Origin of the sequence: Microbacterium sp. LMX7-1.2, assembly GCF_040675935.1 — a bacterium.
Taxonomy (GTDB): domain Bacteria; phylum Actinomycetota; class Actinomycetes; order Actinomycetales; family Microbacteriaceae; genus Microbacterium.
Window position 1 is genome coordinate 2102783 of record NZ_JBEGIL010000001.1, and the last position, 16231, is coordinate 2119013.

16 protein-coding genes are annotated in these 16231 nt (G+C 68.4%); 9 read left to right on the top strand and 7 right to left on the bottom strand.

The features are described 5' to 3' along the window. Positions 1-180: 180 nt before the first annotated feature. A complete protein-coding gene (locus MRBLMX7_RS10210; protein WP_363368171.1) occupies positions 181-1608 on the top strand; it encodes a CCA tRNA nucleotidyltransferase in 1428 nt (475 codons plus the stop codon). A gap of 18 nt (positions 1609-1626) precedes the next feature. Here MRBLMX7_RS10210 and MRBLMX7_RS10215 read toward each other — a convergent pair whose 3' ends face one another. After that, a complete protein-coding gene (locus MRBLMX7_RS10215; protein ID WP_363368173.1) occupies positions 1627-2685 on the bottom strand; it encodes a hypothetical protein in 1059 nt (352 codons plus the stop codon). Next, complete coding sequence (locus MRBLMX7_RS10220; RefSeq protein ID WP_363368175.1) at positions 2682-3035, bottom strand: PadR family transcriptional regulator; 354 nt, start codon at positions 3033-3035, stop codon at positions 2682-2684. The genes MRBLMX7_RS10215 and MRBLMX7_RS10220 overlap by 4 nt, the downstream gene beginning before the upstream one ends. A gap of 148 nt (positions 3036-3183) precedes the next feature. On the opposite strand from MRBLMX7_RS10220, the gene MRBLMX7_RS10225 reads away from it, so the two are divergent. The 5 genes from MRBLMX7_RS10225 (at position 3184) to MRBLMX7_RS10245 (ending at position 7465) form a co-directional block, all read left to right on the top strand. Next, positions 3184-4506, top strand: a complete 1323-nt coding sequence (locus MRBLMX7_RS10225) for a transcriptional regulator (protein ID WP_363368177.1) — start codon at positions 3184-3186, stop codon at positions 4504-4506. A 133-nt stretch (positions 4507-4639) separates the two neighbouring features. Then, positions 4640-6205 (top strand): aldehyde dehydrogenase family protein, encoded by a 1566-nt coding sequence (locus tag MRBLMX7_RS10230; protein WP_050723567.1) that lies wholly within the window; start codon positions 4640-4642, stop codon positions 6203-6205. Between the two features lie 60 nt (positions 6206-6265). Continuing rightward, positions 6266-6658, top strand: coding sequence for a DUF779 domain-containing protein (locus MRBLMX7_RS10235; RefSeq protein ID WP_363368179.1), 393 nt, complete (start codon positions 6266-6268; stop codon positions 6656-6658). 29 nt (positions 6659-6687) lie between these two features. Further along, a complete protein-coding gene (locus MRBLMX7_RS10240; protein WP_363368181.1) occupies positions 6688-6969 on the top strand; it encodes a DUF1778 domain-containing protein in 282 nt (93 codons plus the stop codon). Beyond that, on the top strand, positions 6962-7465 hold the full coding sequence (locus MRBLMX7_RS10245; protein ID WP_363368183.1) for a GNAT family N-acetyltransferase: 504 nt from the start codon (positions 6962-6964) through the stop codon (positions 7463-7465). Before MRBLMX7_RS10240 ends, MRBLMX7_RS10245 begins: the two co-directional genes overlap by 8 nt. 325 nt (positions 7466-7790) lie before the next feature. On the opposite strand, the gene MRBLMX7_RS10250 is transcribed toward MRBLMX7_RS10245, so the two are convergent. Continuing rightward, a complete protein-coding gene (locus MRBLMX7_RS10250) occupies positions 7791-8621 on the bottom strand; it encodes a zinc-ribbon domain-containing protein (RefSeq protein WP_363368185.1) in 831 nt (276 codons plus the stop codon). 46 nt (positions 8622-8667) lie between these two features. After that, positions 8668-9651 (bottom strand): hypothetical protein, encoded by a 984-nt coding sequence (locus MRBLMX7_RS10255; RefSeq protein WP_363368187.1) that lies wholly within the window; start codon positions 9649-9651, stop codon positions 8668-8670. 100 nt (positions 9652-9751) lie between these two features. Between MRBLMX7_RS10255 and MRBLMX7_RS10260 the strand changes: the two genes are divergently transcribed. Both MRBLMX7_RS10260 and MRBLMX7_RS10265 read left to right on the top strand, forming a co-directional pair. Beyond that, positions 9752-10765 (top strand): hypothetical protein, encoded by a 1014-nt coding sequence (locus MRBLMX7_RS10260; protein WP_363368189.1) that lies wholly within the window; start codon positions 9752-9754, stop codon positions 10763-10765. A gap of 133 nt (positions 10766-10898) precedes the next feature. Beyond that, positions 10899-11258, top strand: coding sequence for a hypothetical protein (locus MRBLMX7_RS10265; RefSeq protein ID WP_363368191.1), 360 nt, complete (start codon positions 10899-10901; stop codon positions 11256-11258). A gap of 82 nt (positions 11259-11340) precedes the next feature. On the opposite strand, the gene MRBLMX7_RS10270 is transcribed toward MRBLMX7_RS10265, so the two are convergent. From MRBLMX7_RS10270 to MRBLMX7_RS10280, 3 genes are all read right to left on the bottom strand, one after another. Next, positions 11341-12216: a hypothetical protein gene (locus MRBLMX7_RS10270; RefSeq protein WP_363368193.1), complete on the bottom strand. Its 876-nt coding sequence runs from the start codon at positions 12214-12216 to the stop codon at positions 11341-11343. 293 nt (positions 12217-12509) lie between these two features. Continuing rightward, complete coding sequence (locus MRBLMX7_RS10275; protein ID WP_363368195.1) at positions 12510-13682, bottom strand: pentapeptide repeat-containing protein; 1173 nt, start codon at positions 13680-13682, stop codon at positions 12510-12512. A 224-nt stretch (positions 13683-13906) separates the two neighbouring features. Further along, complete coding sequence (locus MRBLMX7_RS10280; protein WP_363368197.1) at positions 13907-14494, bottom strand: Lrp/AsnC family transcriptional regulator; 588 nt, start codon at positions 14492-14494, stop codon at positions 13907-13909. A gap of 148 nt (positions 14495-14642) precedes the next feature. Between MRBLMX7_RS10280 and MRBLMX7_RS10285 the strand changes: the two genes are divergently transcribed. After that, a complete protein-coding gene (locus tag MRBLMX7_RS10285) occupies positions 14643-16229 on the top strand; it encodes an ABC transporter substrate-binding protein (RefSeq protein WP_363368198.1) in 1587 nt (528 codons plus the stop codon). The last annotated feature ends 2 nt before the right edge of the window (positions 16230-16231 follow it).

The window sequence follows — 16231 nt, forward strand, 5'->3', positions numbered from 1 at the left end:
CCGATCCTAGGACGGTCGCGCCGCGGTCGCACCCCTGTGGAGCGGCCACTGCCGGGCACAGCTTCGGAGATCGCACCCGACACGCGGGGCGGGGAGACGGATGCCGCGGCGCGCCGCCCCCGGCATCCGAAACTGTGCCCGGAGATCGGGAGGGAACACGCCCCGGGTACGCTGGAACCCATGCTCAACATGGCCGACGGCCTCGCCCGACTCGGCGCGCTCGCCGAGAATCCGGTCGTCCGCACCCTCGCCGACGCCTTCCAGGCCGCGGGGTTCGACCTCGCCGTCGTCGGCGGTCCCGTGCGCGACGCCCTGCTCGGCCGCGCCACGAACGACCTCGACTTCACCACGAACGCGCTGCCCGACGACATCCTGCGGATCGTGAAGCCGGTGTCGACCGCGCAGTGGGACATCGGCCGCGCGTTCGGCACCATCGGCGCGCGGGTGCAGGGCGAGCAGGTCGAGATCACGACGTACCGGGCCGACAGCTACGACGGTGTGACGCGCAAGCCCACGGTCGAGTTCGGCGACACGATCGACGCCGACCTCGTGCGCCGCGACTTCCGGGTGAACGCGATGGCGCTGCAGGTGCCCGCCGTGAAGCTCATCGACCCGACCGGCGGCGTGGAGGATCTCGTCGCCGGGGTGCTGCAGACCCCGGCCGATCCTGCGGTGTCGTTCGGCGACGATCCGCTGCGGATGCTGCGTGCCGCGCGGTTCAGCGCCCAGCTCGGCTTCCGCATCGACGACGCCACGACCGACGCGATCGCGCAGCTGGGGGAGACCCTCGGGATCGTGAGCCCCGAGCGCATCCAGTCCGAGCTGGTGCGGCTCCTGCAGACCGACGACCCGGTGCGCGGCATCCGTGTGCTGGTCGACACCGGCCTGATCGACGAGTTCCTGCCCGAGGTCAGCGCCCTGCGCCTCGAGGTCGACGAGCACCACCATCACAAAGACGTCTACGAGCACTCGTTGACCGTGCTGCGCCAGGCCATCGAGCTCGAGCGGTCGCGGCATCCCGGCGAGAAGCCCGACGTCGCCCTGCGCCTGGCCGCGCTGCTGCACGACATCGGCAAGCCGCGCACCCGCAAGCTCGAGGACGGCGGGGCCGTCACTTTCCACCATCACGACGTGGTCGGCTCCCGCATGGCTCGCAAGCGGATGCAGGCCCTGCGCTTCGACACCGCCACGACGGATGCGGTCGCGACGCTGATCGAGCTGCATCTGCGGTTCTTCGGTTACAGCGAGGGCGCGTGGACCGACTCGGCGGTGCGCCGTTATGTGCGGGATGCCGGAGACGAGCTCGAGCGGCTGCACATCCTCACCCGCGCCGACGTGACCACGCGCAACAAGCGCAAGGCGCAGCGGCTGGCCGCCGCTTACGACGACATCGAGTCGCGCATAACCGCGCTTCGTGAGCAGGAGGAACTCGACTCGATCCGCCCGGAGCTCGACGGCAACCGCATCCAGCAGGTGCTCGGCATCGCCCCCGGCCGCGAGGTCGGCGAGGCATACCGCTTCCTGCTCGACCTGCGCCTCGACGAGGGCGTCATCGGCACGAATGCCGCCGAGCAGCGCCTCCGCGACTGGTGGGCCGCGCGGGCCTGACGCCCCTGGCTCGGGTTCTCAGGGAGTCGGCGTCGGCGTCGGCCCTGGCGTGGGGGTCACGCTCGGCGCTTTCTGGAACGGCGGCCGCGGCGGCGCGAGCGTCGAGAGATCGGGCATGCCGTACCGGGTGTCCATATCCGCCTCGTCGAGCGGGTAGACGTTCCACACCGGCCGTCCGCGATAGTCCTTCGAGGGGATCGTCGCGCGGACCCCGTCATCCTGCAACCCGAACTCCTGGATGCTGCCGTCCTCGGTCCTCACGGGCTCGTAATCCTCGTCGGTGATCACCTGACCGCCGGATTCACCGTAGAGATTGAGAGGTGTTCCCTTGCCGGTGAACAGCTGCACCTGCTCGATGGGTTCGCCGTCGGCGTCGTAGGCGAAGATGTTGTTGATCTGCACGCCGTCGAGCATCAGTCCGCTCGGCGGGTACTCGTCGCCGACGTACTCGACCTCCGGCGTGGTGAGGGACGACACCACGGCGGGGAGCATCAGCAGCGCGACGATGCTGGCCGCGGTGCGGATGTGGCGCAGCGGATTCTCCGGCAGCCATCGGCCGCGACCCCACTGGACGCTGAGGACGACGAGTCCGAACAGCGCGAGCCAGCCCAGCGGGGAATCCGGCACCGCCCACCGGTCCATCGGTCCATAAGGGAAGGGCGGGACGAGCGCGATCACGAGGGCGACGCTCGCCCAGAGTCCGAACGCTCGGAGCACCCACCACACCGGTCGCAGCGCGAGCAGCGTATCGAGGACCCAGGCGCCGAGCGGAGAGCGGCGGACGCCCTGGATCATCCGACGACGCGCGGCCGCCGCGCGCTCCCGGAGGGGGATCGTCGAGCGGGAGTGCTCCGAGCGCGGCGGAAGTCCGGCGGCCGCGCGCAGCTCCGCCGCGTAGGCGGCGGGATCGCCGAGGTCGAGCACGCCGTCGTTGTCGGCGGCCTGGTCGGCGAGGTCCGCCTCGAGGCCGCCGATGATCTCATCGAGCTCGTCGGCGGGGAGATCGTCGAGATGCTCTCGCACGGCGGCTGCGAACGAGCGGACCTGCTCGTCGGTGGAGGCGACGGTGTCGTTCATCGGTTCTCTCCGATCGTGGATGTTGCGGCGGTGTCGGTGGTGAGCAGTGCGGACATCGCGCCTGCGAAATCCAGCCAGGTGCCGGTCTGCGACTCCAGTGCGGCGCGACCCTGGGCGTTGATCGCGTAGTACTTGCGGTGCGGGCCGCCTTCGGAGGGGACCACGTAGCTCGACAGGCTCCCTGCGGCGTAGAGACGGCGCAGAGTTCCGTACACGGAGGCGTCGCCGACGTCGCCCAGTCCGGCGTCTCGCAGCCGGCGCACGATGTCGTAGCCATAGCCGTCCTCGGCGCGCAGAACGGCGAGCACGGCGACGTCCAGTACTCCCTTGAGCAGCTGAGTGGTGTCCATCGGACCTCCTTCGATGCGATGCACACTACCACGCAGTGCACAGTAGTGCGCGGCGCGCAGATGCATGCCGCGTGTCGCACCGCCTATCGCGAACGGCATCCGGCTCCTACACTGGGGACACGCTCCACCAACGACGATCGGAGACGCCGTGGTCGCGTCGTGGCAGGTGTCGCGCGAGGGTCCTGAAGCCTCCCGACTCCTCATCGAGCGCGCGCACGAAGAGCTCCTCGCCGGCAATCTCGACGACAAGCGGCTGCAGTCCGTGCGACCGCTCGTGCGCGAGTCGTGGGTGCGGTCCTGGCGGGGACGGGTCGGCCCCGAGGGCGCGCCGCCGATCGACCTCATGAGCGAGGAGCTCGAGGAGTACCGCCGCACGCATCCGCTCGCCTCGGCGATGGACATGATCCGGGCGCTCCTGCTGCCCGGGTCGCCGGAGGAATCCGGAGTCGTCATCGCGGTCGGCGACCAGGCCGGACGGCTGCTGTGGATCGAGGGCGACCGCCAGCTCCAGTCCCTCACAGAGGGGATGGGCTTCATCGCGGGGGCGAACTGGGCCGAGGATGCCGTCGGCACGAGCGCTCCCGGCACCGCGCTGACCCTCGGGCAGTCGGTGCAGATCCGCGGCGCGGAGCACTACAACCGGCTCGTGCATCCCTGGTCGTGCACCGCCGCCCCGGTCCGGGATCCCGAGACCCAGCGCGTCGTCGGAGTGATCGACATCACCGGCGGCGAGGAGGTCGTCACGACGCAGGCCCGGCTCCTGGTCGACGCCACCGCGCGGGCGGTCGAGTCGGAGATGCTGGTGGCGCGACTCCGGCAGAGGTCGGAGGCGCCGCGGGCGACCACGATCGCCTCACGCGCCAAGCCGACGACGCGCGCGACGCTGCACGTGCTGGGTCGCGACCGGGCCCGACTCGAGACCGAGACCGAGCTGGAGGAGTCGGTCATCGAGCTGAGCGCCCGCCACGCGGCGATCCTCCTCATGCTCGCACTGCACCGGCAGGGACTGTCGGCCGAACGGCTGAGCGAGCTCGTCTACGGCGCCGACGCATCGCCCGACACGCTCCGCCCCGAGATGGTGCGTCTGCGCAAGGTGCTCGAGAAGCACGCGCCGAGTCTCGTGCCGGAGTCCCGTCCGTACCGACTTGCCGTCCCGCTCGAGACCGACGCGCACGACGTGCTCTCTCTCCTGGACCGGGGAGCGCATCGCGTGGCCCTGACCGCCTACCGCGGCCCCGTGCTGCCGGAGTCGACCTCGCCGGGGGTGGAGGAGTTCCGCGAGACGGTACGCGCGGCCCTCCGGGAGGTCATGCTGTCGGAGGCGAGCCTCGACGTGCTGCTCGCCTACGCCGAGATCCCGGAGGGTCAGGCGGATGCCGAGGCGCTGCGCCTCGCGCTCGAGATGCTGCCCGCACGATCGCCCAAGCGTGCCGGACTCGTCACGCGCATCGAACGCCTCGAACGCGGCTGACCTCCGTTTCTCCGCCCGCAATCGGCCTCGCAACCCGTCGCAACGTTGCGCACGGCGGCGCAACGTTCGCCGACCTACCGTCGGAGCATCAGCCGCAGAGCACCGGAGCCGCGGCCCGTCGAAGGAGTCACCGATGACCATCGTCGAAGAAGACGTCGCAGCCGCACCCGCCTCCGCCGTGTACGCGGCGCCCGGCCAGCAGGGATCGATCGCCGACTACCGGCCGCGCTACGGCCACTACATCGGCGGCGAGTTCGTCGAGCCGGTGAAGGGCCAGTACTTCGAGAACGTGAGCCCGGTCAACGGCAAGCCGTTCACCGAGGTCGGCCGAGGCACGGTCGAGGACGTCGACCGTGCGGTGGACGTCGCGTGGAAGGCGTTCCAGACCTGGGGCAAGACCAGCCCGGCCGAGCGCTCGGTCATCCTGAACCGGATCGCCGACCGCATCGAGCAGAACCTCGAGCGCATCGCGGTCGCCGAGACCTGGGAGAACGGCAAGCCGGTGCGCGAGACGCTCGCCGCCGACATCCCGCTCGCGATCGATCACTTCCGCTACTTCGCCGGAGTGCTGCGTGCGCAGGAGGGCGGCATCAGCCAGCTCGACGAGAACACCGTGGCGTACCACTTCCACGAGCCTCTCGGGGTGGTGGGCCAGATCATCCCGTGGAACTTCCCGATCCTCATGGCGGTCTGGAAGCTCGCGCCGGCGCTCGCCGCAGGAAACTGCATCGTCATCAAGCCGGCTGAGCAGACCCCGGCATCCATTCTGTTCCTGTTCGAGATCATCGGCGACCTGCTGCCCGCCGGCGTCGTGAACATCGTCAACGGCTTCGGCATCGAGGCCGGGGCGCCGCTCGCGCAGCACAAGCGCATCCGCAAGGTCGCCTTCACGGGCGAGACCACGACGGGTCGCCTGATCATGCAGTACGCCTCGCAGAACCTCATCCCGGTCACGCTCGAGCTCGGGGGCAAGAGCCCCAACGTGTTCTTCGAGGACGTCGCGCGGTCGACGAACGATCCGTTCTACGACAAGGCGCTCGAGGGCTTCACGATGTTCGCGCTCAACCAGGGCGAGGTCTGCACGTGCCCCTCGCGGGCGCTGATCCAGAAGTCGATCTACGACGGCTTCCTCGCCGACGGCCTGGCACGGGTCGGGAAGGTCGTGCAGGGGAATCCGCTGGATCCTGCCACCATGATCGGCGCGCAGGCGTCGAACGACCAGCTGGAGAAGATCCTCAGCTACATCGACATCGGCAAGCAGGGCGGCGCCCGGCTGCTGACGGGAGGGGAGCGCGTCGACCTCGGCGGCGACCTGACTGAGGGGTACTACGTCGCGCCCACCGTGTTCGAGGGCACGAACGACATGCGGATCTTCCAGGAGGAGATCTTCGGGCCCGTGCTCTCGGTCACCTCGTTCGACGACTACGACGACGCGATCTCGATCGCGAACGACACGCTCTACGGGCTCGGCGCCGGGGTGTGGAGCCGCAGCGGCGACACGGCCTACCGTGCCGGTCGGGCGATCGAGGCGGGACGCGTCTGGACCAACACGTATCACCAGTACCCCGCGCACGCCGCGTTCGGCGGGTACAAGCAGTCGGGTGTCGGTCGTGAGAACCACAAGATGATGCTCGACCACTACCAGCAGACCAAGAACCTGCTGGTCTCGTACGCCGACGGGCCCATGGGCTTCTTCTGATCCAGATCTCCGGGCGGGCGGTCGACCGCCCGCCCGGAACCACCCAGGGAGGAGCGACTCATGGTCAGCATCGGCCGGTACCAGCGCGTGGATGTGACGGATGCCGCGGCATCCCTGATCCGCGACCTCACGGCGCAGCACGGGCCGCTCATGTTCCACCAGTCCGGCGGATGCTGCGACGGCTCCTCGCCCATGTGCTACCCGATCGGGATGTTCCTGACCGGCCCGAGCGACGTGCTGCTGGGCGACCTGGACGTCGGACTCCCGCAGACCGTTGAGGTCTACATGTCGGAGTCGCAGTTCGAGTATTGGAAGTACACGCATCTGACGATCGACGTCGTGCCGGGGCGGGGAGCGGGGTTCTCGGTCGAGGGGCCGACGGGGATGCGGTTCCTGATCCGCTCCCGGATGCTCAACGAGGCGGAACTGGACTACTTCGCGCTCACACGTTGACGTACGGCGATCTGCCGTACACTCAGGTCATGACTCCTTCCTCATCGCTCAAGAACGCTCGCCTGGAGTTCCGTGTCACGGCCGAGCAGAAGGAGGCGATCGAGGAGGCGGCTGCGATCGAGGGGCGATCCGTGACCGACTTCTCCTCGTCCGCGCTCGTCGAGCGGGCGCAGGAGGTGATCCAGCGCGAGCGTCGGCTGCGAGTGGACGCGGTGCAGTTCGACGCCTTCCTCGAGGTGATGGATCGTCCGGCGCGGTCGGTAGACGGCCTGCGTGAGCTGATGAACCGCGGATCCGTCTTCGTTGACTGAGTTCCTGACCCCACGTCCGCTCACGACCGGCGACGTGCTCTCGGACTTCCGCTGCGGGGTGGAGAGCCTTGACCTCTGGCTCCGCGGTCGCGCGCGCCGCAACGAGCGGAGTGGCGCCTCCCGCACCATGGTGTCGGTGACCCGGGAGGGGCGGGTCGCAGGCTACTACTGTCTCTCCTCCAGCGCGATCGATCGCGGGGATGGGGCGGCACCGCTCGCCGCCGGCATGCCCTCGTCCATCCCGGTGGTGCTGCTGGGCCGCCTCGCGGTCGACGAGGAGTTCGCCGGGTGCGGCCTCGGCGCGTCCCTCCTGCAGCACGCGACGCTCCGCGCGCTCGAGGCCGCCGAGACCATAGGTATCCACGCCGTGATCGTGCACGCGATCACGGACGACGTCGTGCCGTTCTACGAGCGCTTCGGCTTCACGCGCTTCCCCGACGCGCAGCGCACGCTGTACCTGCGGACTGCCGACGCACGCTTCGCGCTCACACGCTGACTCCGGCCTCGTCGGAGCAGTACCGTGGTCCGAGCGGATTCTCCGCATATGCACGAATCTGAGCGTGAAATCGGTTGCGCGGATGCGGGATTCGAACCGGTTCATCGAACGCAAGAACGAGATCGGTTGGCGCAATTCCGTGCAACGTTCGCAGGCATATCATTGCCCCATACGCGTTGATTCGTCAGTCCCCAGCTGACCACGCGTGGTGGACGGTTCGACCGTCCTGCGGAGGGAGAGTCAGATCTTCTTCTGATCCCGAGGGGGGATGGGGTGGGCAGCTGATCCCCAACAGCACCCACCCCCACACCTCGGATGCATCGCGTCACCGCAGATAGGCGTCCACCAGGAGGTCGCCGCGGACGTCGCGGAAGACGTCGAGCAGTCGCGTGACTCCCGTCGCGCCGACAGACGACATCTGCAGGTCGTGCGGGCCGAGGGGCTCGAGCCTTCCGGTGCGGATGCGCACGACCTCCCACCCGGCGGCGCGCAGCGCCCGGTCCTTGCGCAGATCCGCATCCTGCCGCTTTCCCACGTGCTCGAGGCCGTGACGGCCGACCGTGTCGTACTCGACCGCGATCCGCAGCTCGGGCAGCACGATGTCGGGCCACACCTCGGTGTGCCGGAAGAACGGACGGGCGACCTTCACGGCATTCGCGCCGGTGTCGAAGAGCAGGCGGGAGACGAGCTCCGCTCGCAGGCGTCCCTCGGCGGCCGACGCCGGCTTCGGCGCGCACGCGCTCGCGAACGCCGTGCCCGTCGGGACATCGGGGGTCTTGGTGCAGAGCGCGGGCTCTCGTCGTCGCGGTGCCCTGGGTATCGCCCGCGCCTCCCCGAGCACGACGGGCTGTGGTCGGGCGAGCGCCGAGCACTCCGGGCACCACGCCGACCGTCGCCGCACCCGACCGGGGCGTTCGCGCTGCTCGGAGGGCGTGGCCGCGAAGCGGTGCCCGAGGGCGCACTCCCAGCAGAGCAGCACATCGGCGGCGAGCGGGATCTGCGACAACGCGACACCGTGGTTGAGCTCGGGGTGGTACTGCCGGATCAGCTCGGGGTAGGCGGCCCAGCCGGCGCGGAACGTCCCCACTTCGTAGGGCACGTCGAGCCCGCGCGAGAACTGCCTTCGCGCCCACCACTGCTGCACCGGCTCCGCCATGCGGCGACAGTAGCGCCGGGCACCGACACCGCGGGCGTCACGGGCGTCAGCGGTTGACGTCGTCGGCGTCCCAGTGCAGGTCGGCGCCCTCGCGCAGCGGCAGAGCCTCGAGCGCCGGGTCGGCGCACAGCGCCGCGACCAGCGCGGCCGATCCGGCGACGACGGTCGAGTCGAAGTCGATCTCGCTCACCATCACCCAGGCGCGGTCCTGGGGCCAGAGGATGTTCGGGCTCTGCGCGCTCGGCGGGAAGCCGTGCTTCTCGCCGGGAAGGTCGCGCCATGGCGCGTCGAGCACCCAGTCCGGCGACGAGAACTCGCGAGCGGATGCGTCGAACAGCACGTACGCACGGGCGAGGAGTTCGAGCCGAGGTCCCTCCGAGATCTCTCGCGACAGGATCCCCTCCTGCCAGGCGGGCTTCCGGAAGGCGTTGTTGAGGGGGTCATGGATGCTGCGGTCGAGCATCGCCTGATGATGGGGGTCGTCGACCCCGGTGTCGCCGATCGGGAAGAACACCCGCGAAGGGGTGTGCCCGAGGTGGCCGAGGAGCCCGCCGAAACCCTCCCAGAGCGCCGCGGTCCCGGCATCCGGCGTGGTGGTGTGCGCGACGAGATGCCGGGCGACGGCGGCGACGACCTCGGGGGCGAGCTCGCCCTCCATGGGCGCCGTGAACTCGCGTCCGTCCGGGGCGATGCGGGTGCGCCAATCGCCGTCCACGGGAGTGCGCACGAGACGCTGCCACTGGGCGAGCGGATGCACCTCGGTGCCGAAGGCGGCGGCCGTCGAGGCCCACGTCGCAGGTTCGTCGTGGAACAGGGCGATCAGCCGGTTCTGCTCGGCGAGCGGGAGTCGCACCCAGTCCTCCGGCGAGGGCACCGCCCGGCCGGGGAGTGAGCGTACCGCTCCGGGATGCAGGATGCGTGCGTACGCGGGGTATCCGTGCGGCACGACGCTGTGCATCGACGCGTTCCACGGATCGTCGAGTAGCCCGCGCAGCCACTCGCCGGTCGAGATGTCGGAGGTCCACTGCATGTCGACCACGGTACCCGCGGGGCCCCGATCCGAGGGTGCGGCCCGGTGCGAGGAGCGCTACTGTGCCAGAGGAAAGTCCGGAGCCCGGGGGAGAGTGCGCATGGTCGATGGGGTCTCGGTGGTGTCGAGCGGGCGCGTGTTCCGACGTCATCCTGCACGCGCGGTCGTGAGCGCGGTGGTGCTGACGGTGGTGCTGTCGGCCGCGACGCTGTTCATCCTGCCGCGGTTCCTTCCCCGGCAGATGGACATCGAGACGCGCGGGATCATCGTGCTCGTCGTGGCAGTCGCCCTGACGGCCGCCGTCTGGCTCGGCATCTTCTGGTTCCGCAACGTGCGCATCGCCGTGCATCCGTCCCACGTGGAAGTCGGTCGCGGCGGCAACCGCGAGATCTTCGAGCGTGCGACGACGGCGTTCCGCTCGAAGATCACCGAGCACCGCACGAACGGGCTGCGCAGCGGCGTGACCCGTGCCCTCCTCGTGTACAGCGGCGGGCGGGAGATCACCGTCGAGCTCCCCGGTTTCACCCGCACCGACTTCAACGAGCTCATGGCTGTGCTCAACCCGATCGACGAGCCGCCGGCCGCGGATCCGATCGAGGCGGCGCGGGCGCGCGCGCACCTGCCGACGTCCTTCGCGGTCGACACCTCGAAGGAGCGCGGCTTCGCGACCGGGCTGACCGTCGGCGCGGTGATCGCGCTCGCCGCCGCGCTGGCCGCGCTCGCGTTCGCCTTCACCCCCGGTTTCCTCGACAGCGAGCTCTCGGCGCTCGTGATGATCGTGCCGTTCGCCGGGGTGGCCGGCATCGGACTCCTGATCGGTGCGCTGCAGCGTCGGCGGGTGCTCGCGAGCATCCCCGCGCGTATCGGCGTGAGTCCGCAGGGCCTGCGGCTCGACCACGATGACGTGCCCTTCGTGCAGCTCACCCGCATCTGGCTCACGCCCACGGGCTACCCGGTCCGGCGCATGAAGCTGGAGCGTGCGAGCGGACGCTCCCGCACGATGGTGCTCGGATCCTCGCGCGTGCAGATGACGCCGGACTACGCCGACTTCCTGCTCGCCGTGCGCGGCCAGACCGCGCACCTCCCTGGTCTGCTGCGCCTCGATCTCGAATGACGGATGGACGAAAGCACTTCCGGACTGCCGGGATGACGCGTTTCGTCTCGACGGACCTCGCACCCGCACGAGTGCGCGAGACCCCTGACGATCAGCGTCCGATGTCGCGGCAGCAGGCGTCCATAATCGGAGGGTGACCTCGACAGCATCCATCCCCTCGCTCGACGGCCGCCGGTTCCGCATGGTGTCGTCCACCACATCAGCGGTCGATCCCGAGGGGCCCAGCGAGTTCGTGTATCGGGAGAAGGACGGCGCGATCTGGGGCGACTATTCGGGTGACACCGTGACGTTCGGACGCTTCGTCGGCACCCGCACGGCCGACACCATCTGGGTCTCGTTCGTCCACGTGCTCGTCGCCGACGGAACGGTCGTGACCGGTGACAGCGAGAGCGAGCTCGAGCTCACCGACGACGGGCTGATCCGCCTCGTGGAGCACTACGAGATGCACGGCCTCCCGCAGCTCAGCGTGTGCGAAGAGGTCCCCGCCGCCTGACGATCAGAGTCGTCGCCTACGATCACCCGGACCTCCTGATTTCATTCCTGATGCTCGGTCTGCATTGGAACGACGACGTCAGCTAGTCGGATGCCTCTGTCTCGAACTCCTCCCGCAGATCTGAGGGGATCGACTGGAGTAGGTTGTGGATGTCTGTGCCGTTCAGGAACGGCGCAGCCGTCACGCCAACCCATTCGTGGATGCTGCGTGACCACGCCTCCACTGCTCGGTAGGTGACGACACCGATCGCTCGAGCGTAGGTATCGGGGGTTTCCCAGGATGTCGAGACGAACAGGTGCTCGCCGTGCGCGATGCCGGACAGGGTGCCGTACATGGTGCCTAGCGCGGGGATCTCATCGGCGATGCGCTGGGTGAACTGGAATCGTGTCTTAGCGTTCGAGCGTCCGACGAGCACCTGGGCCACTTCATCCGTAGGATTCTTGTGCTTGTCGACGGCGCGTTGGATCCTCACCCCGGCTTTCGCGAGCTCCAGGATCAGCCGCTCTCGGATCCGCCCCGACGTTTCGGGCGACGCAGCCTTACTCGACTCGACGGAGCGGAAGAGGGCCGCGTATGCCCGAGCAGCGCGTTCATCAGCACTAAGTCCAGGGCAAAGCAACCAGGATGTCGAAGCACTCACTTCCGCGATCGATCGCGTGATCGTGATCGCCGGGAGCGAGTGCAGGGTGTCGTGGTCGACGAGCACACGCAGGCCCTCCAGGTGGGACACCAACGCGTTGCAGGTCGACTCGACTTCGTCGCCCCGGTGCCGGAACGCCCTCACGTGTGAGCCGGCCACGGCGGCTGAGAGATCGACTCCGTAGTCCGTCCAGCTGGGGGCGGCATCGATACGCCCAGGGAGCTTCGATGTCGCGGAGCGCACGTGCGCGAGGCACTGAGCGACAAGACGTCGAGAGGCGTGGCCGGCCCGCTGGAAGCGCTCGTCGTCGTCTGTCATGCGTTCATCCTCGCGCATACCGGATGCCAGGCGGTGGAGTCCCGCGCCGCGTGCCATAGGCGCCGCGCACATGACGATTAGGGGTGAGCGAGCAGATCCATCCGTGGAGGCAGCGAACAGAGTTGAGCGGTGCCGTGGTGAAATCGCCTAGCTGTGGGTACCGATCCTCCTCGAAGCTGGGTGGCGGCGCTTTCGGGCTCGAGCAGACCGCCGCCGCATGCTCATACATGGGACCGATGCACCGATGATCGCGATGGGCAGGACTCGTATGGGCGTTGAGGAACCCGCGCTTCTCAAGTCTTCGTCGTCGAAAGATCCACGCCGTGCGCGTCAAACGGGCTCAGATCGGTTTCGCTCAGGTCCGCACCTGTTACATCGATCCCCTTCAAGGCGGACCGCGAGAAGTCAGCCTTCCGCAGGTCGGCGCCGATCAACTTCGCATCGAACAGGGAAGCGTCAGAGATTTTCACGCTCCACATCATCGCTTCCGAGAGGTCCGCTCCAGTGAGGCGTGCACTTCGCATCACTGCTTCGGGCATCGATGCTCGAATGAGCAGCGCATCCACAAGGACCGCTTCGCTCAGGTCGGCTCGCTGCAACTTGGACTCCGTGAGGTTCGCACCCGTGAGGTCGGCGTGTACGAGCACACTTGAGGTGAGTTCCGCACCGGTCAGATCGGCATGGGAAAGATCGGCACCGGTCAGGTCGGCCTTTGCGAGATTCGAGAGGTGAAGACACGCGCCGCGCAGATCGGCCCCGTTCAGCTGAGTGTTGTTCAGATCCACAGGTCGTCTGTCCCGAGGCAGGCGCGAAAGACGACCAAGGACGGCGACCGCAGCGCTCACGTCCTCGTCCATGCGGCGCACCTCGCTGGCCACAGTTTGACGCGGCGCACTCGAGCGGACAAAGGCCGCGAGGACGTCAAGGATCGTCTGGTGATCCCGCCTTGAGTCGATAGCGATTCGCTCCAACGCATAGATGCCGCCGAGACGAATCGAGCGTTCTCCGGAACCGAGCTGAGTGATCGCCTCCGTGTACCGCGATGTGAAGTTGGAATCCCGATCGAGGTTCGCACCAATCCGCGCGATCTGATCTCGACGCCAAGTGAAAAGAAGCGTGATGATCGCGATCAGTCCGCCCGCAGCCCAGAGAAGATGCTGACGCACGGACGAGATCGCCGCCAACCGCTCTGACTCCGTCAACGGCACGGAGCCTTTGGGAACAGAGTCAGGGAGGTCCGCCCCAACGACTACGGGCGGAAGCCACATGACCGCTGAAACGATCCCGATTACTGCGGCCATCACGGCAATCCAAACAACAGCTGCGCCGATGCGCGCCTTGTATGGCTCACTCCCGCGCTCTGCGATCTCAAGGGTCATGAAGGTCATCGTCCCACGCAGGATTGAATAAGCAGCGATGGCGTCGCCGGCACGACAATGCTGCTGGGGCGGAAGAGTGATGACCACGGTTGTCCGTCTAGATTCGGCGATCGATCGAGTCGTCCAAACCTTTATTGCCTTCGAGGTCTCTCCCACCCAGGATCACCAGACGTCGGTTGGCGCAGAGATCCGCTGACACGCGTCCTGCGAGAAGCAGCAGCGCAACGTCTCATTCTCGATCGTCACCTGCACCCCGCGGCATCCGCGGCCCCTCGTGCCTCACGCAGACGCTTCAACGACGTCTCGAGCCTTCAGCGAGGCGGGAGCGCGTCCCGCCCGGGGGAGGCCGGTGTCCAGCGCGTCATGCCGAGCGGCACGGTCATGTCACGCTCGGGCAGGTCCGTCGGCAGCAGGAACGCGCGCCGGATGACCTCGTCGAGCACGACCACGCTCACGACCGTGCGCACCTCGGGCAGCTGCGCGATCACGCCGGTGGAGAACTCGTGCACGCCGCTCACGTCGACGGCGCGGATCAGGAGCATGGCGTCGTGCTCCCCGGTGGTGATCGCGCACCATTCGACGTCGGGCATCTCGATCACGCGCTCGCGGAAGGACGCCCAGGCCTGCGGGTGCACGGTGACGAACACGAGGGCGCCGATCGAGAGACCGGCCTTGGCATGGTCGACCGTGGCGCTGAAACCCGTGATGACGCCCTCCTGCATGAGCGACTCGACCCGGGTGTAGGCGTTCGCGCGGGAGATCCCGACCGTCTCGGCCAGCGCCGCGATCGAGATCCGACCGTTATCGCGCAGCGTATCGAGGATTCTGTAGGCGATGTCGTCCAGAGGAGTGGCACTTCGTCCAGAATGCTGCGACCCGGTGGCGCTCTTGCTGGACATATGTCTCCTCCTCGGCGAGATACTGGACAGACCTTGATGACCATCGCATCCTCGCTGGACACATAGTCCCATATGATGCGAATCTGATCACCGGTCGTCCACTTCTCGGACGTCCGCACCCGATGAACCCTCGCCCTGGGAGGCCCCCATGTCGTCACGTCGCAGCACGTCCGTCATCGCGATCGGAGCGGTCGCGCTCCTCGCGCTCGCCGGTTGCTCGGGAGGCAACTCCGCGAACAACAGCGATGGCGGCTCCTCGTCCGGATCGCTCGTGATTGACACGGCGTTCTCGATCGAGACCGCCGACCCCGGTCACAGCTACGACCCCACCGGCAACATGATCGCGAAGGCGCTCTACGAGACCCTCGTCGACTTCGAGGGCTCGGACGTCTCGACCCCCGTCCCCGGCCTCGCCTCGTGGGAGCAGAACGACGCCGCGACCGAGTTCACCTTCACGCTCGAGGGCGACCGCGTGTTCTCCGACGGCTCGCCGATCGAGGCGAAGGACGTCGTCTTCTCGCTGCAGCGCATCCAGGGCATGGAGGATGCGAAGCCGAACTTCCTCCTCACGGGCTTGACGATCACCGAGGTCGACGACAAGACGATCTCGATCACGTCCGAGACCCCGCTGCTGCAGCTGCCCGCGATCCTCGCGAACCCCGCCCTCGGCATCCTCAACTCCGACGTCGTGATCGAGAACGGCGGAGCGACCGACGGTACCGACACGGCCCAGAAGTTCCTCGACGGCGAGTCCGCGGGCTCGGGTCCGTTCGTGCTCGACACGCTCGACCTCTCCTCGCAGGTCGTGCTCACCAAGAGCGACGAGTACGACGGCGACGAGGAGGCCGGCTACGACCGCGTCGTCGTTCGTAACGTCTCGGAGAGCGCCACGCAGCTCGCCAACCTCAAGGGCGGCGACTCGATGGTCGCGATGGACCTCAACGGCGACCAGGTCGCGGGTCTCGGCGACGGCCTCCAGGTGGAGTCGGTCCCCTCGGGCCAGACGATCTTCCTGCTCCTGAACCAGTCCTCGGCCGTGGCCGGAGACCTCGCGAACGTCAAGATCGCCGAGGCGATCCGCTACGCGCTCGACTACGACGCGCTGCTCGAACTCGCGGGCGCCGGTGCGGTGCAGGCGACCGGCGTCATCCCTCCCGGTTTCGAGGGCGCCCTCGACAGCGGCGTGGAGCAGGACCTCGAGAAGTCGAAGGCCGCGCTCGCCGAGGCCGCCTACACGGGCCAGACGCTGAAGCTGCAGTTCCCGAACGACTACCCGGTCGGCGGCGTCGAGTTCACCCCGCTCGCCGAGCGCGTCCAGGCGCAGCTCGAGGACGCCGGCATCACGGTCGAGCTCGCCCCCGCTCCGTTCGCGACCGAGCTCGACGCGTACGTCAACGGCACCGAGGGCTTCGGTCTGTGGTTCTGGGGCCCGGACTACGCCGACTCGGCGAACTTCCTGCCCTTCGCCCCCGGACTGAAGGTCGGCCTGCGCGCCGGCTGGGCCGCCGAGGCGAACCCCGAGATCGCGGGCATCGCGGCCGGTGCCGCCGCTGCGACCGACGAGACGCAGCGCAGCGAGGCCTTCACGGCGTTCGCCGAGGCCATGCAGGCTGAGGGCCCGTTCGTGCCGCTGATCGTGCCCGGTCGCAACATCGCCACGGCGGATGCCGTCACCGGCGCCGTGTACAACTCGGTGTGGGAGATGGACATCGCCGAGATCCAGCCCGCCGGCTGAGA